The sequence below is a fragment of the Streptomyces sp. NPDC031497 genome, assembly GCF_055580905.1.
The window spans coordinates 1-25,352 of record NZ_JBVIKO010000035.1 but is presented as its reverse complement, the minus strand read 5'-3'; the positions used below and the strand labels follow the sequence as shown (position 1 = coordinate 25,352).

Here is a 25,352-nt window from a genome sequence, read left to right as displayed (position 1 = left end):
TTCCACCGGCACAGCAGGCCCGGCTAACCTCCTAGCCATCAACCTTTCCCGGCAGGAGTACGAGAACCATGGCGAACGCACCGGTCCAACGCATGTCCCAGTTGATGGCGAAGACGCTGCGTGACGACCCGGCGGACGCCGAGGTCCTCAGCCACAAGCTCCTCGTCCGGGCCGGCTACGTCCGCCGCACCGCGGCCGGCATCTGGTCCTGGCTGCCCCTCGGCCTGAAGGTGCTGTCCAACATCGAGCGGGTCGTCCGCGAGGAGATGGACGCGATCGGCGCCCAGGAGGTGCTGCTCCCGGCCCTCCTGCCCCGGGAGCCGTACGAGGCGACCGGCCGCTGGGAGGAGTACGGCCCCGAGCTGTTCCGTCTCCAGGACCGCAAGGGCGGCGACTACCTCCTCGGCCCGACCCACGAGGAGATCTTCACGCTCCTGGTGAAGGACCAGGCGTCCTCCTACAAGGACCTGCCGGTCATCCTCTACCAGATCCAGAGCAAGTACCGGGACGAGGCCCGTCCGCGCGCCGGCATCCTGCGCGGCCGCGAGTTCCTCATGAAGGACTCCTACTCCTTCGACCTGGACGACGACGGCCTCGCCCACTCCTACGCCCTGCACCGCCAGGCCTACCAGCGGATCTTCGAGCGCCTCGGCCTCGACTACCGCATCGTCGCCGCCACCGCCGGCGCGATGGGCGGCTCGAAGTCGGAGGAGTTCCTGGCCCCGGCGGAGGCCGGCGAGGACACCTTCGCCGACTGCCCGAACTGCGACTTCGCGGCCAACACCGAGGCGATCGCCTACGAGCTGAAGCCGGTGGACGCGTCCGGCGTGCCCGCCCTCGAGGAGATCCCCACCCCGGACACCCCGACCATCGAGACCCTCGCCGCCCACCTCGGCGTCCCGGCCTCCGCCACCCTGAAGAACCTCCTGGTGAAGGTCGACGGCGAGATCGTGGCCGTGGGCGTACCGGGCGACCGCGAGGTCGACATGGGCAAGGTCGAGGAGCACTTCGCCCCGGCCGCCGTCGAGTTGGTCACCGAGACCGACTTCGCCGGCCGGCCCGACCTGGTCCGCGGTTACGTCGGCCCGCAGGGCCTCGGCGAGAAGGTGAAGTACATCGCCGACCCGCGCGTGGCCCCGGGTACCGCCTGGATCACCGGCGCCAACAAGGCGGGCACGCACGCCAAGAACGTCGTGGCGGACCGTGACTTCACCGTCGACGAGTACGTCGATGTCGTCGTCGTGCTGGAGGGCGACCCCTGCCCGAAGTGCGGCACCGGCCTGAAGCTGGACCGTGCCATCGAGATCGGCCACATCTTCCAGCTGGGCCGCAAGTACGCCGACGCGCTCAAGCTGGACGTCCTCGGCCAGCACGGCAAGCCGGTCCGCGTCACCATGGGCTCCTACGGCATCGGCGTCTCCCGCGCCGTCGCCGCCCTCGCCGAGCAGACCGCCGACGAGCACGGCCTGGTCTGGTCCCGCGAGGTCGCCCCGGCCGACGTCCACGTCGTCGCCGCAGGCAAGGCACTGCCGACCGAACTCGCCCTGGAAGTCTCCGAGAAGCTGCGGGCGGCCGGGCTGCGCGTCCTGGTCGACGACCGGGCCGGGGTCTCCCCGGGCGTGAAGTTCACGGACGCCGAGCTGATCGGCGTACCGCAGATCCTGGTCGCGGGCCGTCGCTCCGGCGAGGGCGTCCTGGAGCTCAAGGACCGCAGGACGGGCGAGCGCGAGGAGCTGACGGTGGACGAGGCGATCGCCCGCCTGAGCGCGAACTGACCCAAGTCCCCTAGCGGCGGCCGTCGGTGACACACCGGCGGCCGCCGCGCCTTTTCAGGAACGTCTCAGAGAGTTCTTCCGCTCCGTATGGGAGCCTCACAGACTTCTCTCAGGGTGATCCCCGAACGTAATGCGTGACAGAGAGTCACGCAGGAGGGGATCGGTCATGACCGAGAGAGTGCAGCGCAGGCAGCAGGGGGAGAAGACGGGGCAGTTGGCGGCCGCGGTGGTCCGCCGGGGGGCCCGGCGCACGGCGGCCCTGGCGGCGGCGGTCACGCTCGCCGCGGCGGCCGGGGTGTTCGCCCTGGTCGGCACGATGCAGGCGGACGCCGACACGGCGGCGGCGAGCAGCAGCACGGGTACGACGTCGAGCACCAGCTCCAGCTCCAGCTCCAGCGAGGACAGTTCCTCGTCCGGCTCCTCGACCGACTCGAGCTCCGCGGACTCCTCCTCGAGCTCCGCGGACTCCTCCGCGGGCTCTTCCTCCGACCTCCAGTCCTCCTCCGGCGGCCTCACCTCCGGCAGCGGCTCCACCGACGCCACCTCGGGGGCGTCATGACCGGCCTCGCCCCGCGGACGAAGGCCGCCGCCGACTGGCGTGCCCTCGGCACCACCGTCCGCCTGGTCGTCACCGACCCGGCCCTGCTGGACTCCTGCAACCTGCTCCTCGCCCGGCAACTCGCCGAGGTGGACGCGGCCTGCAGCCGGTTCCGCACCGACTCCGAACTGGCCGCCCTCGACACCGCCCAGGGCCGCCCGGTCCGGGTCAGCCCGCTGCTCGCCGAGGCCCTCGCCGTCGCCCTGCGCGCGGCCGAGGCGACCGACGGCGCGGTGGACCCCACGGTCGGCTCGGCGATGGACGCCATCGGCTACGACCGCGACTTCACCCTCGTCCGCGAGGACGACCGCCCGGTCTCCCTGCGGGTGCGGCGCGCCCCGGGCTGGCGCAAGGTCACCCTCGACCGGGCCACCGGCACGGTGACCGTCCCCGAGGGCGTCCGCCTCGATCTGGGCGCGACCGCCAAGGCCTGGGCCGCCGACCGGGCCGCGCGGATGCTGGCCGGCGCGGCCGGCTGCGGGGTGCTGGTGAGCCTCGGCGGCGACACGGCCGTCGCCGGTGAACCCCCGGCGGGCGGCTGGCAGATCCGCGTCCAGGACATCACCGGCCCGGTCGGCGAACGACCCGCGCAGGGGTCGTACGACACGGTCGGCCTGGGCTCCGGCGGCCTCGCCACCTCCGGCACCGGCGCCCGCCGCTGGCAGCGCGGCGGCTACGACCTCCACCACATCGTCGACCCGCGCACCGGACTGCCGGTCCGCTCGCCGTGGCGCACGGTGTCCGTGGCCGCGGCCACCTGTGCCGACGCCAACGCGGCGAGCACGGCGGCCCTGGTGAAGGGCGCGGGCGCGGAACGCCGGCTGACCCGGCTCGGCCTGCCGGCCCGGCTGGTGACCCACCAGGGCACGGTCGTCACGACCCCGGGCTGGCCCGCCCCCGCCGCGCCGCTGGAGGCGGCCGCGTGACCTCCGAGACCCTCTGGTACGCCAACCGGGCCACCGGCGCCGTCTGCCTGGTCCTCTTCACGGTCGTCGTCCTGCTCGGCATCGCCGTCCGGCTGCGCACCCGCCTCCCCGGCCTGCCCCGCTTCGGCACGGTCGCCCTGCACCGCAGTCTCTCCCTCTCCGCCACCGGCTTCCTGGCCCTGCACATCACCGCGGCGGTGGTCGACGGCTACGTCGGCATCAGCCCCCTCGACGCCCTCGTCCCCTTCGTCTCCGCCTACCGGCCGCTCTGGCTCGGCCTCGGCACGGTCGCCCTCGACCTCCTGCTCGCGGTCCTGGTGACCAGCCTCCTCCGCGACCGGCTCGGCCGGCGCACCTGGCGGGCCGTGCACTGGCTGGCGTACCTCTCCTGGCCGGTCGCCCTCATCCACGGCATCGGCATCGGCACGGACGCCGGCACCGACTGGATGACCTGGCTGACGGTGGCCTGCGTGGCGACGGTGATCACCGCCTTCGCCCTGCGTACCGCCCAGGCCGTCCGAGCCTCCGGCCAGACCCCCGCCGCGCTTCTGCACCCCGAAGAGGCCCACCGATGACCATGCTCTTCACCGACGTCTACATGTCACCCCGGCTGCTGGCCCCCGGCGGCACCCCGGCCGACCTCACCACGCATGTGCGGCGCTACGGCCCGCTCTCCCACGGCGACCCGGCCGCCGTCCTGCGCACCCTCGCCGAATCCGGCCTCACCGGCCGCGGCGGGGCGGGCTTCCCGGCCTACCGGAAGTTCGTCGCGGTCGCCGACGCGGCCCGGCGCACCGAACGCGCCCCGGTCGTCGTGGCGAACGGTGCGGAGAGCGAACCGGCCGCCCACAAGGACAAGACCCTCCTGCGGCTCTCACCCCACCTGGTCCTGGACGGGCTGCAGTTGGCGGCCGAGGCGATCGGCGCGGGGGCGGCCTACCTCGCCGTGGAAGACGGCGCCTCCTACCTGGAATCGGCCCTGGCCCAGCGCCACGACCCGGTGAGCGTCACGGTCGTACGGGTGCCCGCCCGCTTCCTCTCCGGGCAGGCCTCGGCCCTGGCGCGGTACATCTCCGGCGGCCCGGCCCGCCCCACCCATCCGGTCCCGCCGGTCCGCGAACGCGGGGTGCGCCGCGCCCCCACCCTGGTCCAGAACGTCGAGACCTTGGCCCACCTGGCGCTGATCGCCCGGTACGGCGCGGACTGGTTCCGCACGGCAGGCACCCCCGCCGACCCCGGCAGCACCCTGTGCACCCTGCATGTGCCGGGCCGCGAAGTCCGGGTGGTGGAGGCCCCCTTCGGCATGCCGATCGGCCGTCTGCTCCCCCTGGAAGGCGCGTCCGCGGCCCTGGTCGGCGGCTACCACGGCACCTGGATACCGGCGACCGAGGCCGCCCAGGTCCCGCTCTCCTCCGCCTGCTTGGGCGCGGGAGTGCTGGCCGCCCTGCCCGCCGGCCGCTGCGGGGTGGCCGAGACCGCGCGGGTCCTGCGATATCTGGCCCTGGAATCGGCGGGCCAGTGCGGCCCCTGCCGCAACGGCCTCCCGCGCATCGCCGCCGCCTTCCGGACCCTGGCCGCCCCCGGCCCCCAGGGCAGCAGCCGCGCCGACATCTCGCGCTGGGCGGGCCTGGTGGCGGGCCGAGGCGCCTGCCACCACCCCGACGGCACCACCCGCCTGGTCCGCAGCGCGCTGACGACGTTCGCGACCGAGGTGGAAGCCCACGCCGACGGGGTGTGCACCGCGACGGACCACACGCCCCTGCTGCCCGTCCCCGCGGAGAGGACCTGACATGGACCAGCACCTGGACATCGACTGGACGTCCTGCCAGGCCCACGGCCTGTGCGCGGAGCTCCTCCCGGAACACATCACCCTGGACGAGTGGGGCTACCCCGTCATCGACGGCCGGCCCATCCCACCCCGCACCAGAAAGCGAGCCCGAAGGGCAGCGGCGGACTGTCCGGTCCTCGCCTTGAAACCAAGGCAGAGCTGAGCGCCCCTCAGGGGCGCGAGGAACTGCGCGCTCAGCCCCCCACCGAGCCCGCACCCGACCCCGTCAGACCCACCCCGCGAATTCAAGCAACAGCTCCGCATCCCTCGGCCGCCCCACGCGAAGCGCCCGCACACCCGACTCCACCGCCCGGAACAACGTCCACCCCCGCAACCGCTCCTGATCCACCTCCAGCGACTCCGCGAGCCGCTTGATCCGCCGCCGGGTGATCGCCGCCCCCGACGACGAGGCGATCAGATCCTCCACCCGGTCCCGCACCAGCCGCGCCAGATCGAACGCGCACTCCCCGACCACCGGATCCGGCCCCACCGCCAGCCACGGCAGCCGTTCCCCGGCCAGCACCTTGCTCTGCCGGAACGTGCCGTGCAGCAACCGCCGCTCAGGGGGCGCGGCCAGCAGCTCGTCCCGGGCGGCGAGCGCCGCGTCGACCAGCGGGGTCACCTCCAGGTCGGCGGCCGCACGCATCGCCGTGGCCTGCCGCCCGGTCCGTTCCGCCACCGTCTCGAAGACCGGTCCGTCCGGCGGTTCCACCCACAGCCGCCGCAACGTCCCCGCCGCCTCCAACAACGCCTTCGCCTCGGGCAGCGACCGCACCGAGACCTCCGGATGCAGCCGCTCCAGCAGCAGCACCCCGTCGGACGCGTCCGCGTCCAGCAGCCGTACGGCACCCAGGCCACCCCAGTGCGCCAGCGCGGCCGCCTCGCTCTCCGGCCGGGCCCGCCGCGGCGCCAGCTTCAGCACCGCCGGTGTCCCGTCCGCCCGCCGCACCAGCAGGACGACGCTGCTGCGCCCGCCGGGTACCTGGACCCGTTCCACGGTCAACTCGCGTAGCGCGACGGCCCGTTCCACCGCGCCCGGCAGCTTCTCCAGCCACTCGTCACCGTCCGGCGCCGTCTCACCGAGTGCCTTCACCAGGCGCCGCGGCGGTTCGAAAGCCATACGCGAGTCGTTCCTTTCCTGCACGGGTGCGCTAGGGAGTCGACGAGGTCGAGGGCGACGCCGAACCGCCGGCCCGGCCCAGCGGCGCGTCCCGCTCGGCGAGCCCAGGGAAGGCTACGCTCTTCCCGCTCCACCGCACCGCCCGCACCGCGGCCTCCCGCAGCGCCCCGGCCGCCGACCCGCGGCGCTCGCCCGAGGACGCCCGGACCAGGTCGGAGTACACGTCGGCCACCCGGTCCTCCAGCTCGGCGGCGAGCCGTACGGCCGTCGCCGCGTCGGTGACGGCGAACGGCAGCGCGTAGGCCGCGCTCGCGGCGACGGGTGCGGCACCCAGGTCCCGCACCTCACGGGCGAGCGCGTCCCGGCGGGCCCGGTGTGCGTCGTACGCCGAACGGGCCTCGGTCAGCCGCTGCCGGCCGACCCGCCCGCCGACGACGCCGTACCCGTAGACCGCCGCGTGCTCGGCCGCCAGTGCCGCCTGGAGCGCCGCCAGCACCCCGGCCTCCGCCTCGTCGCTCACTTCTCACCCTCCGTCAGCAGGTAGGCGTGCGCGGACCCGGCCGCCGAGACCCCGGCCAGCAGCCGCGCCAGTTCGCCGGGCACGTCCAGCAGTTCCTTGGCCCGCCGGTCGGCGAGGCCGCGCTCGGCGGCGGCCAGCGCGGCGAGCGCGGACCTCTCGTCGGCCGGAACCTCGGGGGAGGCCGGCGGGGACGCCGTGGCCGACGGTGAGCCCGTCGCCGTACCGCCCCCGGAAGCGCCCTCCGTGAAGGCCGCGGCGTGGGCCGCCACCTGGGCCCGCAGCGGCCGTAGCCGCTCCGCGAGCGCGGGGTGGGCGGCGAGGACGGCGTCGTACTGCCGGAGCAGCGCCTCGCTGTCCCGTGCCGCACGCGCGCGTGCCCGCGCGGAGACCGACGTACTGCCGCCGCTGACTGCGGGGTCGGGGGCGGCGGAGCAGCCCGCCAGCATGGCGGCCGAGGCCGCCGAGACGATCAGGCTCCTTCTGCGTACTCCCCAGGGGGTACGCGACGGCGGGGGGAACGGCACGGCAGACGTCCTCGGGGAGCAGGAAACGAAGAAACGCGAAAGGAAAGGGGTACGGGACGGACCCGCCCGTGATCACCGTACCCGCGCACCTGTCCGAAGCCACTCATCGGCACCGTCCGTACCCAGGTGGACGGCAACACTCCTCGCGACCGGATACCCTTTGACCAGACACGCGACCCAACCCACAACAGCACACGCGGCCGAGGAGTCACCCGGATGAGCACGACCCAGAGCGAGAGGCTGCGAGAGCTCCTGGAACCGCTCGTCACCTCTCAGGGCCTGGATCTCGAAGAGATCGCCGTGGACTCCGTCGGACGCAAGCGGGTGCTGCGCGTCGTCGTCGACTCCGACACCGGGGCGGACCTGGACCAGATCGCCGATGTGAGCCGTGAGCTCTCGGCGAAGCTCGACGACAGCGACGCGATGGGCGAGGGCGAGTACACCCTCGAGGTCGGCACCCCGGGCGCGGAGCGCCCCCTCACCGAACACCGGCACTACGTGCGTGCCGTGGACCGCCTGGTGCGATTCCAGCTGGCCGAGGGCGGGGAACTGGTCGCGCGCATCCTGGACGTTGACGACGAAGGCCTCGATCTCGAAGTGCCCGGCGTCAAGGGCCGCAAGGCCACCAGCCGCAGACTCGGCTTCGCCGAGGTCGACAAGGCGCGCGTGCAGGTCGAGTTCAACCGCAAGGACAAGAAGGACATGACGGAAGAAGAGGAGGCGTAGCCGTGGACATCGACATGAGTGCCCTGCGGGGCTTGGTTCGGGAGAAGGAGATCTCCTTCGACCTGCTGGTCGAAGCGATCGAGTCGGCCCTCCTCATCGCCTACCACCGCACCGAGGGAAGCCGCCGACACGCGCGCGTGGAGCTCAACCGGGAGACCGGGCATGTGACCGTGTGGGCGAAGGAGGACCCCGAGGACCTGGAGGAGGGGCAGGCACCCCGCGAGTTCGACGACACGCCGTCGGACTTCGGGCGGATCGCCGCCACCACCGCCAAGCAGGTCATCCTGCAGCGGCTCCGGGACGCCGAGGACGACGCCACGCTCGGCGAGTACGCCGGCCGCGAGGGCGACATCGTCACCGGTGTGGTCCAGCAGGGCCGCGACCCGAAGAACGTGCTCGTCGACATCGGCAAGCTGGAGGCCATCCTGCCGGTGCAGGAGCAGGTCCCCGGCGAGACGTATCCGCACGGGATGCGGCTGCGGTCGTACGTCGTGCGGGTGGCGAAGGGTGTCCGCGGTCCCTCCGTGACGCTGTCCCGCACCCACCCCGCACTGGTGAAGAAGCTCTTCGCCCTTGAGGTGCCGGAGATCGCCGACGGGTCCGTCGAGATCGCCGCCATCGCCCGCGAGGCCGGTCACCGGACCAAGATCGCGGTCCGCTCCACCCGTTCGGGCCTGAACGCCAAGGGCGCCTGCATCGGCCCGATGGGTGGCCGGGTCCGCAACGTCATGGGCGAACTGAACGGCGAGAAGATCGACATCGTCGACTGGTCGGACGACCCGGCCGAGATGGTGGCGAACGCGCTGTCGCCGGCCCGCGTCTCCAAGGTGGAGGTCGTGGACCTGGCGGCCCGGTCCGCCCGGGTGACCGTGCCCGACTACCAGCTGTCACTGGCGATCGGCAAAGAGGGACAGAACGCCCGCCTCGCCGCCCGTCTCACCGGCTGGCGGATCGACATCCGGCCGGATACCGAACAGGTGTCCGAGTAGATCACTCTCGCCCTCGTCCGGATCGCTCTCGACCTCGTCGGGGGTTCACTCGGACGGGGGGAATAGTTCCAAGCCGCAGGTCGCTTGGATTACGACAACAGCCGTTCGATCTTTGCCCCGAAGGGGTGAGGTCGGTACGGGGAGGTAGACTTAGCAGTGTCTGGCCGGACGCATGCCCGCGCATGCCCTGAGCGCACCTGTGTGGGGTGCAGGCAGCGAGCGGCCAAGACCGAACTGCTGCGGATCGTGGCGGTCGAGGATGAATGTGTCCCCGATCCTCGCGGTACGCTGCCCGGCCGGGGTGCATATGTACACCCCGCCCAGGTCTGTCTGGACCAGGCGGTGCGCCGCCGGGCACTTCCGAGGGCGCTCCGCGTCCCGGGTCCGCTGGACGTAAAGGCGTTGCGCCCCTACGTCGAGCAGTAACACCGTAAGAAGCGTCGTACGGAACGTCCGTGCGGCTCTGGTACCCCGCGAGTTGGAAGTAGGTCGAGATTGCGATGAGCACTCGATGAGCACGCGATGAGTACGCCCATGAAGTAGCGACGGTCCGGACGCACCCGGACCTAAAAGGAGCGAAGTGGCTAAGGTCCGGGTATACGAACTCGCCAAGGAGTTCGGGGTCGAGAGCAAGGTCGTCATGGCCAAGCTCCAAGAACTCGGTGAATTCGTCCGTTCGGCGTCCTCGACGATCGAGGCGCCCGTTGTACGCAAGCTGACAGATGCCTTCCAGGGCGGTGGCAACGGCAAGCCCGCCCCGCGCAAGGCTGCCCCCAGGCCCGCCGCGCCCTCTCCGGCGCAGGCGGCACGCCCGGGTGGCGCACCCAAGCCGGGCGCGCCGCGTCCGGCCGTCCCGCAGCCGCCGGCCCCTGCGGCGCCCGCCCCCGCGGCTTCGGCCTCGGCCTCGGCGGCGCCCTCGGCTCCGGCACCGGTCACCCCGGCGCCGGCCGCCTCCGGCCCGCGTCCGGGCCCGAAGCCCGCCCCGCGTCCGGCTCCGGCCGCGCCCGAGTTCACCGCCCCGCCGGCCCCTCCGGCCGCCCCGGCGCAGACCCCGGCCGCCGCACAGGGCCAGGGCCAGGGCCAGGGCCAGGGCCAGCGTCCCGGTGGCGCTCCTCGTCCGAGCCAGGGCGCCCCGCGCCCCGGCGGTCGTCCCGCCCCCGGTCAGGGCCAGGCCCGTCCGGGCCAGGGCGGCCAGCGTCCCGGTGACCGCGCCCCCCGTCCGGGCGGTGCCCGTCCGGCCGGTCCGCGTCCGGGCAACAACCCCTTCACCTCCGGTGGCTCCACCGGCATGGCCCGCCCGCAGGCCCCGCGCCCGCAGGGCGGCGCCCGTCCCGGCCCCGGCGGTCCCGGTGGCGCTCCCCGTCCCCAGGCGCCCGGCGCCCAGGGCGGCGGTCCGCGTCCCCAGGCTCCCGGCGGTTCCCGTCCGAGCCCGTCCGGCATGCCCCGCCCGCAGGGCGGTCCGCGTCCCGGCGGCGGTTCCGCGGGTCCGCGTCCGAACCCCGGCATGATGCCGCAGCGTCCCGCTGCCGGCCCGCGTCCCGGCCCCGGTGGCGGCGGTCGCGGTCCCGGCGGTGCGGGTCGTCCCGGCGGCGGCGCCGGTCGTCCCGCGGGCGGCGGCGGCTTCGCCGGTCGTCCCGGCGGCGGCGGTGGCGGCGCCCGTCCGGGCGGTGGCGGCGGCTTCGCCGGCCGTCCCGGCGGCGGTGGCCCCGGCGGCGGTGGCGGCGGCTTCGGCGGCGGTCCCGGCGGTGGCGGCGGCGGTCGTCCCGGCTTCGGCGGGCGTCCGGGCGGTCCCGGCGGCCGTGGTGGCACGCAGGGCGCCTTCGGCCGTCCCGGCGGTCCGGCGCGTCGCGGTCGCAAGTCGAAGCGGCAGCGTCGCCAGGAGTACGAGGCCATGCAGGCCCCGAGCGTCGGCGGCGTGATGCTGCCGCGCGGCAACGGCGAGACCATCCGTCTCTCCCGCGGCGCGTCGCTCACCGACTTCGCGGAGAAGATCAACGCCAACCCGGCGTCCCTCGTCGCGGTCATGATGAACCTCGGCGAGATGGTCACGGCCACGCAGTCCGTCTCCGACGCGACCCTTGAGGTCCTCGCCGGCGAGATGAACTACACGGTCCAGATCGTCAGCCCCGAGGAGGAGGACCGCGAGCTGCTCGAGTCCTTCGACATCGAGTTCGGCGAGGACGAGGGCGACGAGGAGGACCTGGTGGTCCGTCCGCCGGTCGTCACCGTCATGGGTCACGTCGACCACGGTAAGACCCGACTGCTCGACGCCATCCGCAAGACGAACGTCATCGCGGGCGAGGCCGGCGGCATCACTCAGCACATCGGTGCCTACCAGGTCGCGACCGAGGTCAACGACGAAGAGCGCAAGATCACCTTCATCGACACCCCGGGTCACGAGGCGTTCACCGCCATGCGTGCCCGTGGTGCGAAGTCGACCGACATCGCGATCCTGGTCGTCGCGGCCAACGACGGCGTCATGCCGCAGACGGTCGAGGCGCTCAACCACGCCAAGGCGGCCGACGTCCCGATCGTCGTCGCGGTCAACAAGATCGACGTCGAGGGCGCCGACCCGACCAAGGTGCGCGGTCAGCTCACCGAGTACGGGCTGGTGGCCGAGGAGTACGGCGGCGACACGATGTTCGTCGACATCTCCGCCAAGCAGGGTCTGCACATCGACTCCCTGCTGGAGGCCGTGATCCTGACGGCCGACGCCTCGCTCGACCTGCGGGCCAACCCGCACCAGGACGCGCAGGGCATCTCGATCGAGTCCCGTCTCGACCGCGGCCGCGGTGCCGTGGCGACGGTCCTCGTCCAGCGAGGCACCCTGCGGGTCGGCGACACGATGGTCGTGGGCGACGCCTACGGTCGCGTCCGCGCCATGCTCGACGACAACGGCAACAACGTCGCCGAGGCCGGACCCGCGACGCCGGTCCAGGTCCTGGGTCTGACCAACGTCCCGGGTGCGGGCGACAACTTCCTGGTGGTCGACGAGGACCGTACGGCCCGTCAGATCGCCGAGAAGCGCGCCGCCCGTGAGCGCAACGCCGCGTTCGCCAAGCGCACGCGCCGTGTCTCCCTCGAGGACCTGGACAAGGTGCTCAAGGCCGGCGAGGTCCAGCAGCTCAACCTCATCATCAAGGGTGACGCTTCTGGTTCCGTCGAGGCTCTCGAGTCGTCCCTGCTCCAGCTGGACGTCGGCGAAGAGGTCGACATCCGCGTCCTGCACCGCGGCGTCGGTGCGGTCACGGAGTCGGACATCGACCTGGCGATGGGCTCGGACGCCATCGTGATCGGCTTCAACGTCCGCGCGGCAGGCCGTGCGGCGCAGATGGCCGAGCGCGAGGGTGTGGACGTCCGGTACTACTCGGTCATCTACCAGGCGATCGAGGAGATCGAGGCGGCCCTCAAGGGCATGCTCAAGCCGGAGTACGAAGAGGTCGAGCTCGGTACGGCGGAGATCCGCGAGGTCTTCAAGTCGTCCAAGCTGGGCAACATCGCGGGTGTTCTCATCCGCTCCGGCGAGGTCAAGCGCAACACCAAGGCGCGCCTGGTCCGCGACGGCAAGGTCATCGCGGAGAACCTCAACATCGACGGTCTGCGCCGCTTCAAGGACGACGTCACCGAGATTCGGGAAGGCTTCGAGGGCGGTATCAACCTCGGAAACTTCAACGACATCAAGATCGACGACGTCATCGCGACGTACGAGATGCGCGAGAAGCCGCGGGTGTAATCCCACGGTTGGCGCCGGCCGACGGGACTTCGGTACCGTCGGCCGGCGCTTTTCCCGGCCCCGTGGGCCGGGAAAGTCGGTCGAGCCCAAGGCGGGGACGGGGTACCGTTCCTGACAGGGCCATCGATCCCGTACCGGCGGGTGAACCGGTTACATACATGTACGTGGGGACTCTGTCCTTCGACCTCCTCCTCGGCGACGTCCATTCGCTGAAGGAGAAGCGCTCCGTCGTCCGCCCGATCGTCGCCGAACTCCAGCGGAAGTTCGCCGTGAGCGCGGCCGAGGTGGACCACCTGGACCTTCACCGCAGGGCCGGCATCGGCCTTGCCATGGTCTCCGGCGACGTCGCGCACCTGACCGACGTACTCGACCGGTGCGAACGGCTGGTCGCCGCCCGCCCCGAGGTGGAGCTGCTGTCCGTCCGACGGCGCGTCCACGGCGACGACGACTAGACCTGAGAACGACAAAGAAGAAAGAACGGGAGACGGACCAGTGGCCGACAACGCGCGTGCCAAGAGGCTGGCGGACCTCATCCGAGAGGTGGTGGCCCAGAAGCTGCAGCGCGGGATCAAGGACCCGCGGCTCGGCACCAACGTCACCATCACGGACACCCGGGTCACGGGTGACCTCAGGGAGGCGACCGTCTTCTACACGGTGTACGGCGACGACGAGGAGCGGGCCGCGGCCGCCGCGGGCCTGGAGAGCGCCAAGGGCGTGCTCCGCTCGGCGGTCGGCGCGGCGGCGGGCGTGAAGTTCACGCCGACCCTGACCTTCGTCGCGGACGCCCTCCCGGACACCGCGAAGACCATCGAGGACCTGCTCGACAAGGCACGGGCCTCGGACGCGAAGGTCCGCGAGGTCTCCGCCGGCGCCGCCTTCGCCGGTGAAGCGGACCCGTACAAGAAGCCGGGTTCCGAGGACGACGCCGACGAGACGGACGACGCCACCGAATGACCAGCAAGCCCACCCCGCCCGACGGCCTTGTCATCGTCGACAAGCCGTCGGGCTTCACCTCGCACGACGTCGTCGCCAAGATGCGGGGCATCGCCCGCACCCGGCGCGTCGGGCACGCAGGCACCCTCGACCCGATGGCCACCGGCGTCCTCGTCCTCGGCATCGAACGGGCGACCAAGCTCCTCGGGCATCTCGCCCTCACCGAGAAGGAGTACCTGGGGACCGTCCGCCTCGGGCAGAACACCCTCACCGACGACGCCGAGGGCGAGATCACCTCGTCCACCGACGCCTCGAAGGTCACCCGCGAGGCCGTCGACTCCGGCATCGCCAAGCTGACCGGCCGCATCATGCAGGTGCCGTCCAAGGTCAGCGCCATCAAGATCGACGGTGTCCGGTCGTACAAGCGTGCCCGGGAGGGCGAGGACTTCGAGATCCCGGCCCGGCCGGTGACCGTCTCGTCGTTCACGGTCTACGACGTCCGGGACGCCGTCGCCGAGGACGGCACCCCCGTGCTGGACCTGGTCGTCTCGGTGGTCTGCTCCTCCGGCACCTACATCCGCGCCCTCGCCCGCGACCTGGGCGCCGACCTGGGCGTCGGCGGCCACCTCACCGCGCTGCGCCGGACCCGCGTCGGACCGTACAAGCTGGACTCCGCGCGCACCCTCGACCAGCTCCAGCAGGAGCTGACCGTGATGCCGATCGCCGAGGCGGCCGGGGCCGCGTTCCCGCGCTGGGACGTCGACGCCAGACGGGCCGGCCTGCTCACCAACGGGGTGCGGATCGACATGCCCGAGCAGTACGCCGACGCCGGTCCCGTCGCCGTGTTCGGCCCCGAGGGCCGCTTCCTGGTGCTCGTCGAGGAGCAGAAGGGCAAGGCCAAGAGCCTCGCCGTGTTCGGCTGAACCACCCGGTGTGCCCGTGGAGCGGCGACCACGGGGTCTGGCGCCGCCGCCGCTCCACGGTCCCCCCTCGGTTCCCCCACCCCTAGGGTGTATCCACCCGCCCCGGGCTATTCACCCGACCGAGCAGGCGCTCGGAGTGAACCGGGGGAGCGGAGGGGGGCGCGTTCGCCACCCGCTCTGTCCCGCTGATCATTTCGCGCCTACCGTCTCAGACAAGGGCACGGATGTACGGGCGGGGAGGTTCGATCATGGCGGGACGGGGCCCGCGGACCGGGAGCGGTCGCCGCACGGCGGACGGTACGCGGGAGGCACGGCAGGACACCTGGCCGGTACTCGACGACCGGCTGGTCCGGGTCCGCGATCTCGCCGGACGCCCACGCGGTACCGGCTTCCTCGCCGACCACCACGGCACCCTGATCACCAGCCACGAGGCCGTCGACGGGCTCGCCCGGATCGTGCTGCACGCGGCCGGGGACCGTACCTGCGTGGTCGACTCGGACGCGGTCACTCCGCTGCCCGCCCACGACCTGGCCCTGATCCGCACCGAGGGCCTCTGCGTGGACCCGCTGCCGATCACGGTACGGGAGCGGATCCCGGCCGGAACCTACGTCCGGATCGCCGCCGACCGCTGGCGCGAGGCCAGGGTGCTGGCCGCGACGCAGGTGACGTACACCGCCACCGACCGCTTCCACCTCCTCGAGGACGCCCTGGAACTGGCGATCGGCACGGCCGGCCGGGACGCCCTGCGCCTCGGTGGCGGCGCGGCCGGCGGCCCGGTCCTGGACGCGGAGACCGGCGCGGTCCTCGGCGTCCTGGGCACGGCCCTCCAGTCCGGCCAGCGAGACGTGGGCTTCGCCGTCTCGCTCCACCACCCGGACAGCGCCCCCCTGACCGACCTCCTCACCCGCAACGCCGCGACGGTCCCCGCCTACGGCCCCGACCTCAACCTCGCAGGCCTCCTGGAACTGACAGCCACGTCGGTAGGCCAGGACGGCCCCCCGGGCGCCCTGGCCGGCTATGTGGGCCATTCCACACCTCGCATGTCAGCGCCCCGCACCGGAGCGCCCCAGAGGGGCGCGGGGCTGCATCAAACATGCGGCTACCGCCACGTGGGCGCGACAAGCCCCCACGCACCCGCGGACGAACACACCGACCCCGTTCAGCCCGTGGAGCGGGCGGCAACCTCAGAACAACTGTCGGCCTTCGCCGAAGACACCGGAACCGACGAGACCAACGGGACTGTCCTGGCCCTCGTCGGCGCCCCAGGGACCGGCCGCACCACCGAACTCGCCGCCCTCGCAGCCCGCCGCAACCGCGGCGCACACCCCGCCCCCACCCTCTGGCTCCGCGGCGCCGACCTCAAGGACGCCGACGACTCGGTCGCCGACGCGGCCCGCCGCTCGCTGGAGCGCGCCGTCCGGATTGTCGCCGCCTCCCGCTCCCAACTCCCGGGCGACCTGGGCGAACTCACCGTGGAACGGCTGGCCCGGGTGGCCGCCCGGGCCGGACGGCCACTGCTCCTCCTGCTGGACGGCCCCGAAGAGATGCCACCGGTCCTCACCCACCGGCTCTCCGCCTGGACCGCCGGCACCGCCGCATGGCTGTGCGACACCGGCGCCCGGCTCCTCGTCGCCTGCCGCGAGGAGTACTGGGAGCGGGCCGGCGCCGAGTTCCCGCCCCACCTGCTGCACCGGGGCACCGGCACCCCCTCCTGCGTCCGGCTGACCGACCTCACCCCCGACGAGGCCCGCCGCGCCCGCTCCCGCTACGGTGTGCCCGACGGCGTCCTCACCGACCGCGACGCCCGCCACCCCCTCGCCCTGCGCCTGCTCTCCGAGGTCCGCGCGGCCCTCCCGGACGCCCCCGCCGACGGCCCGATCGACCGGCACGACGTCTTCGCCGCCTACCTCGACCTGCTGTGCCTGCGCATCGCGGTCCGGCTGGCCGCCGAGAACGGCCTGCGCGGCACGGCCGTACGACGGCTCGCCGCCCGGGTCTCCGGCCAGGTGCACGAGGCCGCCCGGCGCAGCCTCGGGCCCGGCCAGGGCGAACTGGACCGGGAGTCGTTCGAGGCGGTGTTCCCCTGGGGACCCGTCCCGGCCCATCTGGGCGGCGGCTCCGGCTGGGCCTCCGCCGTCCTCACCGAGGGCCTGCTGGTCCCGGCGGGCGGCGGCTACCGCTTCGCCCACGAGGAGCTGGCCGACTGGATCCAGGGCATGCACCTGGACCTGGACGAGGCCCTGCACGCCCTCGTCCACCGGCCCCGAACCCCCGGGAGCGCCCACCCCCTGCCCGTCCCGCACCACCGGGTCGGCCCGGTGGTGCAGGCGCTGCTGCTCCTCGACCGCCAGTACGGGCCGGCCCAACTCGCCCCCCGGCTCAACGACCTGGCACACGCCCTCGACCTCGACCCCGGCTCCTGGTGGGCCGCCCGGCTGCTCACCCAGACCCTGCTCCGGCTGCCCGACGCCACGCCGTACACCGGGGTGCTGCGGCTGCTCGCCGACCGGGTCGTGGGCCGGCAGCGCACCGCACCCGCCGAGTTCGCGCCTGACTTCTGGACCGCGCTCGCCCTGTCCGACGCCGATCGCTTCGATCTGCTGCGGAGGCTGGTGCTCGCCGACGAGCCGCTGCCGGAGACCGCGGGCGTCGGCCGGTTCGGGGCCCAGCCGGCGGCGGAGGAGCCCGAGGGCACCGCCCCGCGCTACCTGGACGCCGTCGCCCGGCTGCTCGCCGCCGCCCCCACCGCCGTACAGCCGTATCTCACCCGGTGGTTCGACGACGAGCGGCCGTTGCCCGCGATGCCGCACGCCACCGTGGCGACCGCGGCCCAGGCGCTGCTGCACACCCATCGGCACCGGGCACTGGACGATCTGACCGAGGTACTGGTCGACGCCGCGCACCGGCGGGGCGACGAACTGCTCGCCGTGCTCGCCGAGGACGAGCCGTCCGCGGTGTGCCGGGCCGTCGACCGCTGGGCGCACGACGAGCGCCCGGCCCGCCGGGTGGCCGCCGTGGCCTACGGCCTGCGCGCCGCCCCGCACGTCCGCAGTGAGCCCGACCGCGAACTGCTCCGCTACGCAGCGCTCGCCCTGCTCGCCCGCCCCGCCGACTGCACCCTGCACGGCGGCGCCCTCGCCCTGCTGGTCCGGGACCCGCGGACCCGGGCCCGCCATCTCCCGCAGGCGCTGGGGCACTTCGCCACCGGCGACCCGCAGCTCGCGCCGAGTGCCCTGGTGCCCGCCCTGGCCACCCACCCCGACGACGTCCTGGAGGCCTTCCGTACCCGGCTGCGCGGGCCCGGCGCCGGACAGGTGCTGCGCGCCCTCGCCGACGTCACCACACCGGCCCTCGCCCACCGGGTCACCGAGCTGGTCCTGGAGGCCGTCGAGCTGCGCCCGGAGGCCGCCGGGCAGGTGGCCGGGTTCGTCGAGCGCCGCCTCGACCAGGGCGTCGGAGCCCGTGCCGTCCTGCTGCCGCTGGTCACCGGGCTGCTCGACGACGGCCCCGAGCCGGTGCGGGCGGCTCTGGCGACGGTACTGGGCGCGGCCGGTACCCCCGTCTCGCGCCCGCTGCGCCGGGAACTGCTGGAGTTCCTGCTGGCCCACGAGCGGGACCCGGGCGTGCTCGACGCGCTGCTGCACGCGGCCGCCGTACAGCGTGAGGACGACGGCGACGCGATGCGTGAGCTGGTCCGGCGCACCGGGCTGCTGCTGGTCCGTACCCCGGACGGGGCGACCCGGTTCGACCGCGGACTGGTCGACCTGGGCCGGCACGTGCCCGGATTCGCCGCCCAGATGGCCCGCTGGCTCACCGACACCCCGGAGGAATGGGCCGCCGTGGTGGGGCCCAGCACCCGGCGGATGCTGGGGAACCTGGCCGGTGTCCGGGTGCCCGCGTGACACGGTCAGGGCGTGCGCCGGGTCACAGCGACCGTGCCGGTGTGAGACGGGTCCGGCAAACATGGCACCCTTAGACCTGGCTAAGACGGACAACGGACACAGGTTCGAGGAGCGGTCACAGTGCAGCGCTGGCGTGGCTTGGAGGACATCCCCGAGGACTGGGGGCGCAGCGTCGTCACCATCGGTTCTTATGACGGGGTGCACCGCGGTCACCAGCTGATCATCCGGCATGCCGTGGACCGCGCCCGTGAGCTGGGCATCCCGGCGGTCGTCGTCACCTTCGACCCGCACCCCAGCGAGGTCGTCCGCCCCGGCAGCCACCCGCCGCTGCTGGCCCCGCACCACACCCGCGCCGAGCTGATGGCGGAGCTGGGCGTGGACGCGGCGCTGGTCCTGCCCTTCACCGCCGAGTTCTCGCGGCTGTCGCCGGCCGAGTTCGTGGTCAAGGTGCTGGTCGACAAGCTGCACGCCAAGGCCGTCGTCGAGGGCCCCAACTTCCGCTTCGGCCACAAGGCCGCGGGCAACGTCGAGTTCCTCACCGAACAGGGCAAGGTCTACGACTTCGAGGTCGAGGTCGTCGACCTGTACGTGCGCGGCGAGGCGGGCGGCGGCGAGCCGTTCTCCTCGACCCTGACCCGGCGCCTGGTCGCCGAGGGTGACATGGCGGGCGCCCGCGAGATCCTGGGCCGCCCGCACCGGGTCGAGGGCGTGGTCGTACGCGGTGCCCAGCGCGGCCGTGAGCTGGGCTTCCCCACCGCCAACGTGGAGACCCTGCCGCACACGGCCATCCCCGCCGACGGCGTCTACGCCGGCTATCTGCACGCCCAGGGCGAGGTGATGCCGGCGGCGGTCTCCGTCGGCACCAACCCGCAGTTCGAGGGCACCGAGCGCACGGTGGAGGCGTACGCCATCGACCGCGTCGGCCTCGACCTGTACGGGCTGCATGTCGCCGTCGACTTCCTGGCCTACGTCCGGGGCCAGGCCAAGTTCGACTCGTTGGACGCGCTGCTGGAGCAGATGGCCGAGGACGTCAAACGGTGCCGTGAGCTGCTGGCGGCCGAGGACGCCTGACCCGGGGGTCCGTCCAGGAACACGCCGAAGGGCGGCCGGTGCGGTGAGGCACCGGCCGCCCTTCGGCGTTTCCGCTACTGCTGCGGGGGCTGCGGCGGCTCCTGGGGGTGGGGCGGCTGGGGCTGGCCCTGCTGCGGCTGCTCCGGGAAGCCGTAGCCGCCGGGCGGGGCCGGGGGCGCCGGGGGCTGGGCGCCCGGCTGCGGATAGCCGTAACCGGGCTGCTGCTGTGCCTGCGGCTGCGGGGGATACGGCTGGCCGGGCTGTTGCGGCGGGTAGGGCTGGGCGCCGGGCTGGGGCCGGCCGTAGAGCTCCTGTTGCGGAGGCTGTCCAGGCTGCTGCGGATACGGCTGCGGGTACGGCTGTCCCGGCGCGTACGGCTCCTGCCGGCCCGGGGCCGGCGGCGGGGCGTACTGCTGGCCGGGCAGCGGCCGGCCCGGCATCGGCGGGGCGGCGACCGGCGGCGGGTTGCCGTCGCTGGTCCACAGGCCGTGCATCTGCTGGTGGCGCACGAAGTCCTCGGCGACCATCGCCGCGAGGTTGAAGTACGCCTCGCGCACCTTCGGCCGCATCATGTCGAGATCGACCTCGGCACCGGCGGACAGGTGCTCGTCGAAGGGGACGACCACGACGCCACGGCAGCGGGTCTCGAAGTGCGCCACGATGTCCTCGACCTTGATCATCTTGCCGGTGTCGCGCACCCCGGAGATGACCGTGAGGGACCGCGACACGAGGTCGGCGTACCCGTGCGCGGACAGCCAGTCCAGCGTCGTACTCGCGCTGCTCGCACCGTCCACCGACGGCGTCGAGATGATGATCAGCTGATCGGCGAGGTCGAGCACACCGCGCATGGCGCTGTAGAGCAGACCGGTTCCGGAGTCGGTGAGGATGACCGGGTACTGCTTGCCCAGGACGTCGATCGCGCGCCGGTAGTCCTCGTCGTTGAACGTGGTCGAGACGGCCGGGTCGACGTCGTTGGCGATGATCTCCAGACCGGACGGCGCCTGGGAGGTGAACCGCCGGATGTCCATGTAGGAGTTGAGGTACGGGATCGCCTGGACCAGGTCACGGATGGTGGCGCCGGTCTCGCGGCGCACCCGGCGGCCGAGCGTGCCGGCGTCCGGGTTGGCGTCGATGGCGAGGATCTTGTCCTGGCGCTCGGTGGCGAGGGTGGAGCCGAGCGCGGTGGTCGTGGTGGTCTTGCCGACACCGCCCTTGAGGCTGATCACCGCTATCCGGTAGCAGGACAGCACCGGCGTACGGATCAGCTCCAGCTTCCGCTGCCGCTCGGCCTCCTCCTTCTTGCCACCGAGCTTGAACCGGGAGGACGCGGCGGCGGGCCGGCCGCTCTTCGCCTTCTGCTTCTTGTTGTTGAGCAGCCGGTCGGAGGACAGCTCCACGGCCGCGGTGTAACCCAGCGGCGCCGCACCGGGGTTGGTCATCTGCCGCTGGTCGTGCTGCATGGGCTGCGGCCAGGCGGCACCGACCCGCGGGTCGACCGGGGGCTGGGGAGCCTGCGGTGCCTGCGGGTTCTGCTGCTCGGGGTGCGGGGCCGGAGCGGGCGGCTGGGCGGGCTGGACTGCGCGCGGGTCCTGGGGGGCCTGCGGCTGCTGACCGGGCTGCGGGAAGCCGTAACCGCCGGGCTGGGCCGCGGAAGCCGGGGGCGTCGGGGGCTGCGCGGCCGGCTGGGGGAAGCCATAGCCGGCCGGTGCGGGCGCCTGGGGCACGGGTGCGCCGGGGTAGCCGTAACCGCCCTGGGCGTCGGGGGCGGCGGGCTGCGGCTGTGCGGCCGGCGGAGCGGGGGGCTGGGCGGGCTGGGCGCCGGGCTGGGGGAAGCCGTAGCCGTCCGGTGCCTGCGGCGGCGGGACGGGGGCGCCCGGCTGCTGCCAAGGGGCGGGCGCGGGCTGCGGTGCCTGCGGCTGGAACGCCGGCTGTTGCCCGGGGACGCCCGTGGGGCCCTGCGCGGCCGCCGGCTGGGGCTGCGGCTGACCGGGCGTCGGCTCCGACTGGGCCGGCCAGTGGGCGGCCGGTGCGGGGGCGGCGGGCTGGTAGGACGGCGGCAAGGGCGGCACCACGGCCGGCGGTGCCGGCGGCGTCGGCGGTGTCGGCGGGGGAGTCCAGGCGGCGGGCGGCACGGCGGCCTCGGGAGCAGGGGGCGCGTGCTGCGGCGCGGGAGTGGCGGCTACGGCGTCCTGGGGCGCGGGGGGCGCGTCCTCGGGCTCGTTGGCGTCCTCGGGGACTACGGCGTCGGCGGCATCGTCGGACGCGGAGTGCGTCTCGTCGTACTCGTCGTCGTGCTCGTCGTACTCGTCGTCGGTGTCGCCGTCGGTGTCGGCGACCGCGTCCTGGTGCTCGTCCTCCTCGGTGTCGCTCACCGGGGCGGCGTTCTGGGCGAGTTCGTCGGTCTCGGCCGTACCGCTGGGGTCGGCGTCGTCGTCGAGGGGGGCCTCGTCCTCGGTACCGACGTGCGACGGTTCGTCGGTGCCCCTGGCGCCCGAGTCGACCAGCAGCGCGATGACGTCGGCCGCCGACTGCTCCTCCTCGTCGGCCTCGGCTTCGGTCCTGCCCTCGTCCTTGGTGCGGCCCTGCTCGGCGGCCTCGGCGATGTCACGCTTCAGCGCGACGGGGGAGATCCGCATCGTCGACCCGCTGCCCAGGTCGCCGTTCTCCGGCTCGGGGTCCGGCGCCGGGTCTTCGGCGGCGGACCGCTGCGGTTCGAAACCGACCGGCAGCTTCGGCACGGCGGCCGGACCCTCCGCGGGGGATGCGGCAGGGGTGAACGGCGCGGCGGGCCCGGCGACCGGCGCCGGCGGAGCGGCCGGCGCCCCCGCGTCCGCGCTCGGGGCGGGCGGCGCGAACGGCGCGCCCGGCGTGGCGGTGGGCGGCGGCGTGAAGGGCGCACCCGGCGTCGAGGTGGCCGGCGGGGTGAACGGTGCCCCGGGCGTCGCCGTCGGCGGGGTGAAGGGTGCTCCGGGCGTTGACGCGGGCGGAGGAGTGAACGGTGCGCCGGGCGTTGACGTGGGCGGGGGCGTGAACGGTGCCCCGGGCGTCGCGGCAGGCGCGGGTGCCGACGGCGCACCCGGCGCCGAAGCGGGCGGCTGGGTGAACGGCGCGCCCGGCGTGGCGGTGGGCGGCGGCGTGAACGGCGCACCCGGCGTCGAGGCGGGCGGGGGCGTGAACGGTGCCCCGGGCGTCGCCGTCGGCGGCGGGTTGAAGGGCACACCCGGACCCGACGTCGGCGCGGGAGTGAACGGACCGGCGGGACCAGGCGTTACGCCCCTCTGCTGGGCGTGCGGCGGGGGAGTCAACCCGGGGATCGGCGCTCCCGGCGGGAACGGCGAACGGGGCTGCGCGGCAGGCGTCGTACCGGAACCGGAGCCCGGAGCCCCCGCTCCGCCGGGCGCGCCGGACGGGTCACCGGACCCCGGGGCACCCTGAGCCGCCCCCGGCCCGCCGGGACCGTCGGCCGCTCCCGGGCCGCCCGCCGCGTTCTGCGTGTACCAGGCGGGCGGCGCGTAGTCGATCGTGAACTCGCCCGTCATCTCGTTGAGGGACTCCGCGTCGGGCTGGTCTTCGCCGGGTGTGGCCCAGCCCCCGCGGATCCCGTCCCGATCGCTGCTCACAGTTCCTCCTGGTGTGGTCGAGCACCCTCATGCCGTGCCGGCGCGACGACCATGTCGTGTCGTTCTCAGCATCCGTATTCGTTTGAGGTAGTCCGATCCACCGGCTCTCCCCCTCGAGGCACCGACGTCTCGTTCACGGTCCTGACGTCGCGCCCCCCTCCCAGCCTAATCACCAGGAGCCGGACCTCGGCAGGCCCGTCCGTCTCAATACGGACGTCCGCCTGGTCACACCCTGCCCGGAACTCCTGTGCAGAGCTTTCGTATTGCCCAACAATCGATGAACAAAACGGGCAAGAACCGTCACTTCGGGCGGTAGTTGAGCGCTCCGGGGTGTGTGAGCCATGTGTGAGTCATGTCCATGATGCCCTGGTGCGAAGGGGATAGGGTGAGCGTGTGTTCGCGTGAGCACAGATGAACTCTCCCCGAAGACGGGGGTATTGCGCGCGGACGCCACGGGGGACGGGGGAGTACGAGTGAGCACGGCACATGCCGCAGCCTTCCCGGAAGTTCTGCCGTACGCGTAGCGCGAAGCAGAGAAGAAAAGGGAAGAAAGGGAACGTTCGGCGTGAGCTTCGGCCCACCTCCATCCATTTACACCCAGTCCACACTCGCCGCCGACGGTGAGCGCAGGAAGCGACGCAGGCGTCTGTTCGGCGCGGTGGCGGCCGCCGTGGCCGTCGTACTGGCCGCGGGCGGCGCGCTGGTGATGTCCCTGGGCGACGACACGTCGTCCGCCGCCCGGCAGGCCGCCGCCCCCGCCCCGGACGCGATACGGCGGACCACCGAGCGGACCCCGGCCTCGCCCGAGGGCCGGGTCGTGGTCGACCACTACGAGGAGGATCTCCCCAAGGAGAGCGACCCCAGCCCGCGGTACGCGCCGGGCACCTGGGCCACCGGCAAGGTCCTGGCCAAGGGCATCGGCACCAGGATCGTGGGCGTCAAGATAGAGGCGGGCGTCGACGACACGGCCTGGACCCTCCAACTGGACGGTCACCTCTGCGCCACCAGCGGCCATGTCACCGTCGACGGCCGTACCGCGGTCGTGGTGCAGCCGAGCAAGCGCAAGGGCACCAAGGACGCCGGCATCTGCGACGAGGTCGTCCTCGTCGACCTGAACAACGGCAAGAAGCTGTGGACCGCCCGGATGCCCTCGGCGCGCGAGGCCTATGTCACCAACACGAACCTCACGCTGACCAAGGGCGTCGTCGCCGTGGCCTGGGGGCACGGTTCGGTGGCCTACGACATGAAGAGCGGCGACCGGCTCTGGAACAGCACCACCGGCGCCAAGTGCGTGGACAAGGGCTTCGCCGGCGGAGGCGCGCTGCTCGCCCTGGAGGGCTGCGGAGCCGCACCCGACACCACCTACCGGGTGCAGCGGCTCGACCCGCGCACCGGGAAGCCGCGCTGGACCTACAAGGTCGCCGCCGGTGTCCAGGACGTCTATCTGCCCTCCGCCGATCCGCCGGTGCTCGCGGTCGCGGCGGGCGACACCCTGGTCACCGACCTCATCACCCTCGACGGCGACGACGGCGGCAAGCTCGCCACCATCTCCATGGGCGGCGACGCCTACGACCCCCGGTGCGGCGACCGCTACTTCTCCGCCGGCTTCTTCGGCGACCTGGAGAACTGCGACGGCGTGGTCGTCGGGCCCGACCAGGTCTACGTCACCAGCAAGGACCAGTCCGAGATCGACCAGCCGGAGAACTGGATCGTCGCCTTCGACCGCACGACCGGCAAGACCGTGGGCAAACTCGACGGACGGCCCCTGGAGCCCGTCGTCCCGCTGCGGATGAGCGGTGACCGGCTGCTGGTCTTCCGCAGCAGCCTCAGCGACATCGAACCGTCCGCCGTGGAGACCTGGAATCCCCGCACCGGCAGGCTGACCCCGTACCTGCTCTTCGGCCTCCCGTCCGACGAGGAGGGCGAACTCGGCGACCCGACGCGGTCGGACATCGTGGTGGAGCAGGGCAGGGTCTTCTTCGCGAAGCGGGAACTCGCCGCCGACGACAAGCACCCCAAGGCCGCCGTGCTGTCCGTGCTCGGCATCGGCAGCGCCGGAGAGAGCTGAGCCCGGCTGTGGGGGGGGGGGGGGGGGGGGGGGGGGGGGGGGGGGGAGGGGGGGGGGGGGGGGGGGGGGGGGGGGGGTGGGGGGTGTGGGGTGGGG

General features: G+C 73.5%; 20 protein-coding genes. 16 read left to right on the top strand and 4 right to left on the bottom strand.

Going from position 1 to position 25,352, the window contains the following annotated elements; translation table 11 throughout:
- Positions 1-68 precede the first annotated feature (68 nt).
- The 6 genes from ACZ5K7_RS43080 to ACZ5K7_RS43055 all read left to right on the top strand — a co-directional run bounded on the left by ACZ5K7_RS43080 (position 69) and on the right by ACZ5K7_RS43055 (position 5,290).
- On the top strand, positions 69-1,775 hold the full coding sequence (locus ACZ5K7_RS43080; RefSeq protein WP_468922980.1) for a proline--tRNA ligase: 1,707 nt from the start codon (positions 69-71) through the stop codon (positions 1,773-1,775).
- A 166-nt stretch (positions 1,776-1,941) separates the two neighbouring features.
- Positions 1,942-2,334, top strand: a complete 393-nt coding sequence (locus ACZ5K7_RS43075; RefSeq protein ID WP_468922977.1) for a hypothetical protein — start codon at positions 1,942-1,944, stop codon at positions 2,332-2,334.
- The gene (locus ACZ5K7_RS43070) at positions 2,331-3,299 is read left to right on the top strand and encodes an FAD:protein FMN transferase (RefSeq protein ID WP_468922974.1); all 969 of its coding nucleotides are present in this window, start codon (positions 2,331-2,333) and stop codon (positions 3,297-3,299) included. Before ACZ5K7_RS43075 ends, ACZ5K7_RS43070 begins: the two co-directional genes overlap by 4 nt.
- Positions 3,296-3,874 carry a ferric reductase-like transmembrane domain-containing protein gene (locus tag ACZ5K7_RS43065; protein WP_468922971.1) on the top strand — a complete coding sequence of 193 codons (579 nt, stop codon included), beginning with the start codon at positions 3,296-3,298 and terminating at the stop codon, positions 3,872-3,874. Before ACZ5K7_RS43070 ends, ACZ5K7_RS43065 begins: the two co-directional genes overlap by 4 nt.
- Positions 3,871-5,088: an NADH-ubiquinone oxidoreductase-F iron-sulfur binding region domain-containing protein gene (locus ACZ5K7_RS43060; RefSeq protein WP_468922968.1), complete on the top strand. Its 1,218-nt coding sequence runs from the start codon at positions 3,871-3,873 to the stop codon at positions 5,086-5,088. The genes ACZ5K7_RS43065 and ACZ5K7_RS43060 overlap by 4 nt, the downstream gene beginning before the upstream one ends.
- Position 5,089: 1 nt before the next feature.
- Positions 5,090-5,290, top strand: a complete 201-nt coding sequence (locus tag ACZ5K7_RS43055) for a ferredoxin (RefSeq protein WP_351711965.1) — start codon at positions 5,090-5,092, stop codon at positions 5,288-5,290.
- A 63-nt stretch (positions 5,291-5,353) separates the two neighbouring features.
- Here the strand turns inward: ACZ5K7_RS43055 and ACZ5K7_RS43050 are convergent, their stop codons facing one another.
- From ACZ5K7_RS43050 to ACZ5K7_RS43040, 3 genes are read right to left on the bottom strand one after another with little or no spacing between them, the layout of a single operon-like run.
- Positions 5,354-6,247, bottom strand: a complete 894-nt coding sequence (locus ACZ5K7_RS43050) for an aminoglycoside phosphotransferase family protein (protein WP_468922964.1) — start codon at positions 6,245-6,247, stop codon at positions 5,354-5,356.
- Between the two features lie 31 nt (positions 6,248-6,278).
- Positions 6,279-6,767, bottom strand: a complete 489-nt coding sequence (locus tag ACZ5K7_RS43045) for a DUF4439 domain-containing protein (RefSeq protein WP_450973561.1) — start codon at positions 6,765-6,767, stop codon at positions 6,279-6,281.
- Positions 6,764-7,291 (bottom strand): hypothetical protein, encoded by a 528-nt coding sequence (locus ACZ5K7_RS43040; RefSeq protein ID WP_468922960.1) that lies wholly within the window; start codon positions 7,289-7,291, stop codon positions 6,764-6,766. The genes ACZ5K7_RS43045 and ACZ5K7_RS43040 overlap by 4 nt, the downstream gene beginning before the upstream one ends.
- A gap of 216 nt (positions 7,292-7,507) precedes the next feature.
- On the opposite strand from ACZ5K7_RS43040, the gene rimP reads away from it, so the two are divergent.
- The 9 genes from rimP to ACZ5K7_RS42995 all read left to right on the top strand — a co-directional run bounded on the left by rimP (position 7,508) and on the right by ACZ5K7_RS42995 (position 19,568).
- A complete protein-coding gene (rimP, locus tag ACZ5K7_RS43035) occupies positions 7,508-8,017 on the top strand; it encodes a ribosome maturation factor RimP (RefSeq protein ID WP_468922957.1) in 510 nt (169 codons plus the stop codon).
- Between the two features lie 2 nt (positions 8,018-8,019).
- Positions 8,020-9,006 carry a transcription termination factor NusA gene (gene nusA, locus ACZ5K7_RS43030; protein ID WP_360497183.1) on the top strand — a complete coding sequence of 329 codons (987 nt, stop codon included), beginning with the start codon at positions 8,020-8,022 and terminating at the stop codon, positions 9,004-9,006.
- A 156-nt stretch (positions 9,007-9,162) separates the two neighbouring features.
- Complete coding sequence (locus ACZ5K7_RS43025; protein WP_351711953.1) at positions 9,163-9,432, top strand: YlxR family protein; 270 nt, start codon at positions 9,163-9,165, stop codon at positions 9,430-9,432.
- A gap of 154 nt (positions 9,433-9,586) precedes the next feature.
- A complete protein-coding gene (gene infB, locus ACZ5K7_RS43020; protein WP_468922952.1) occupies positions 9,587-12,739 on the top strand; it encodes a translation initiation factor IF-2 in 3,153 nt (1,050 codons plus the stop codon).
- A gap of 158 nt (positions 12,740-12,897) precedes the next feature.
- Positions 12,898-13,191, top strand: a complete 294-nt coding sequence (locus tag ACZ5K7_RS43015) for a DUF503 domain-containing protein (RefSeq protein ID WP_351711949.1) — start codon at positions 12,898-12,900, stop codon at positions 13,189-13,191.
- 40 nt (positions 13,192-13,231) lie between these two features.
- On the top strand, positions 13,232-13,693 hold the full coding sequence (gene rbfA, locus ACZ5K7_RS43010) for a 30S ribosome-binding factor RbfA (RefSeq protein WP_351711947.1): 462 nt from the start codon (positions 13,232-13,234) through the stop codon (positions 13,691-13,693).
- Positions 13,690-14,595 (top strand): tRNA pseudouridine(55) synthase TruB, encoded by a 906-nt coding sequence (truB, locus tag ACZ5K7_RS43005; RefSeq protein WP_450973562.1) that lies wholly within the window; start codon positions 13,690-13,692, stop codon positions 14,593-14,595. Before rbfA ends, truB begins: the two co-directional genes overlap by 4 nt.
- A 248-nt stretch (positions 14,596-14,843) precedes the next feature.
- Positions 14,844-18,497: a trypsin-like peptidase domain-containing protein gene (locus tag ACZ5K7_RS43000; RefSeq protein WP_468922947.1), complete on the top strand. Its 3,654-nt coding sequence runs from the start codon at positions 14,844-14,846 to the stop codon at positions 18,495-18,497.
- Between the two features lie 120 nt (positions 18,498-18,617).
- Positions 18,618-19,568, top strand: a complete 951-nt coding sequence (locus tag ACZ5K7_RS42995; protein ID WP_351711941.1) for a bifunctional riboflavin kinase/FAD synthetase — start codon at positions 18,618-18,620, stop codon at positions 19,566-19,568.
- 74 nt (positions 19,569-19,642) lie between these two features.
- Here ACZ5K7_RS42995 and ACZ5K7_RS42990 read toward each other — a convergent pair whose 3' ends face one another.
- Complete coding sequence (locus tag ACZ5K7_RS42990) at positions 19,643-23,188, bottom strand: SCO5717 family growth-regulating ATPase (protein ID WP_468922943.1); 3,546 nt, start codon at positions 23,186-23,188, stop codon at positions 19,643-19,645.
- A gap of 565 nt (positions 23,189-23,753) precedes the next feature.
- Between ACZ5K7_RS42990 and ACZ5K7_RS42985 the strand changes: the two genes are divergently transcribed.
- Positions 23,754-25,256 (top strand): outer membrane protein assembly factor BamB family protein, encoded by a 1,503-nt coding sequence (locus ACZ5K7_RS42985; RefSeq protein ID WP_468922940.1) that lies wholly within the window; start codon positions 23,754-23,756, stop codon positions 25,254-25,256.
- Positions 25,257-25,352 lie beyond the last annotated feature (96 nt).

Excerpts from the sequence above, each read along its gene's own strand:
- ACZ5K7_RS43080 (WP_468922980.1), top strand. The coding sequence starts at position 69 with ATGGCGAACGCACCGGTCCAACGCATGTCCCAGTTGATGGCGAAGACG.
- ACZ5K7_RS43075 (WP_468922977.1), top strand. The coding sequence starts at position 1,942 with ATGACCGAGAGAGTGCAGCGCAGGCAGCAGGGGGAGAAGACGGGGCAG.
- ACZ5K7_RS43070 (WP_468922974.1), top strand. The coding sequence starts at position 2,331 with ATGACCGGCCTCGCCCCGCGGACGAAGGCCGCCGCCGACTGGCGTGCC.
- ACZ5K7_RS43060 (WP_468922968.1), top strand. The coding sequence starts at position 3,871 with ATGACCATGCTCTTCACCGACGTCTACATGTCACCCCGGCTGCTGGCC.
- ACZ5K7_RS43055 (WP_351711965.1), top strand. The coding sequence starts at position 5,090 with ATGGACCAGCACCTGGACATCGACTGGACGTCCTGCCAGGCCCACGGC.
- ACZ5K7_RS43050 (WP_468922964.1), bottom strand. The coding sequence starts at position 6,247 with ATGGCTTTCGAACCGCCGCGGCGCCTGGTGAAGGCACTCGGTGAGACG.
- rimP (WP_468922957.1), top strand. The coding sequence starts at position 7,508 with ATGAGCACGACCCAGAGCGAGAGGCTGCGAGAGCTCCTGGAACCGCTC.
- ACZ5K7_RS43015 (WP_351711949.1), top strand. The coding sequence starts at position 12,898 with ATGTACGTGGGGACTCTGTCCTTCGACCTCCTCCTCGGCGACGTCCAT.
- truB (WP_450973562.1), top strand. The coding sequence starts at position 13,690 with ATGACCAGCAAGCCCACCCCGCCCGACGGCCTTGTCATCGTCGACAAG.
- ACZ5K7_RS43000 (WP_468922947.1), top strand. The coding sequence starts at position 14,844 with ATGGCGGGACGGGGCCCGCGGACCGGGAGCGGTCGCCGCACGGCGGAC.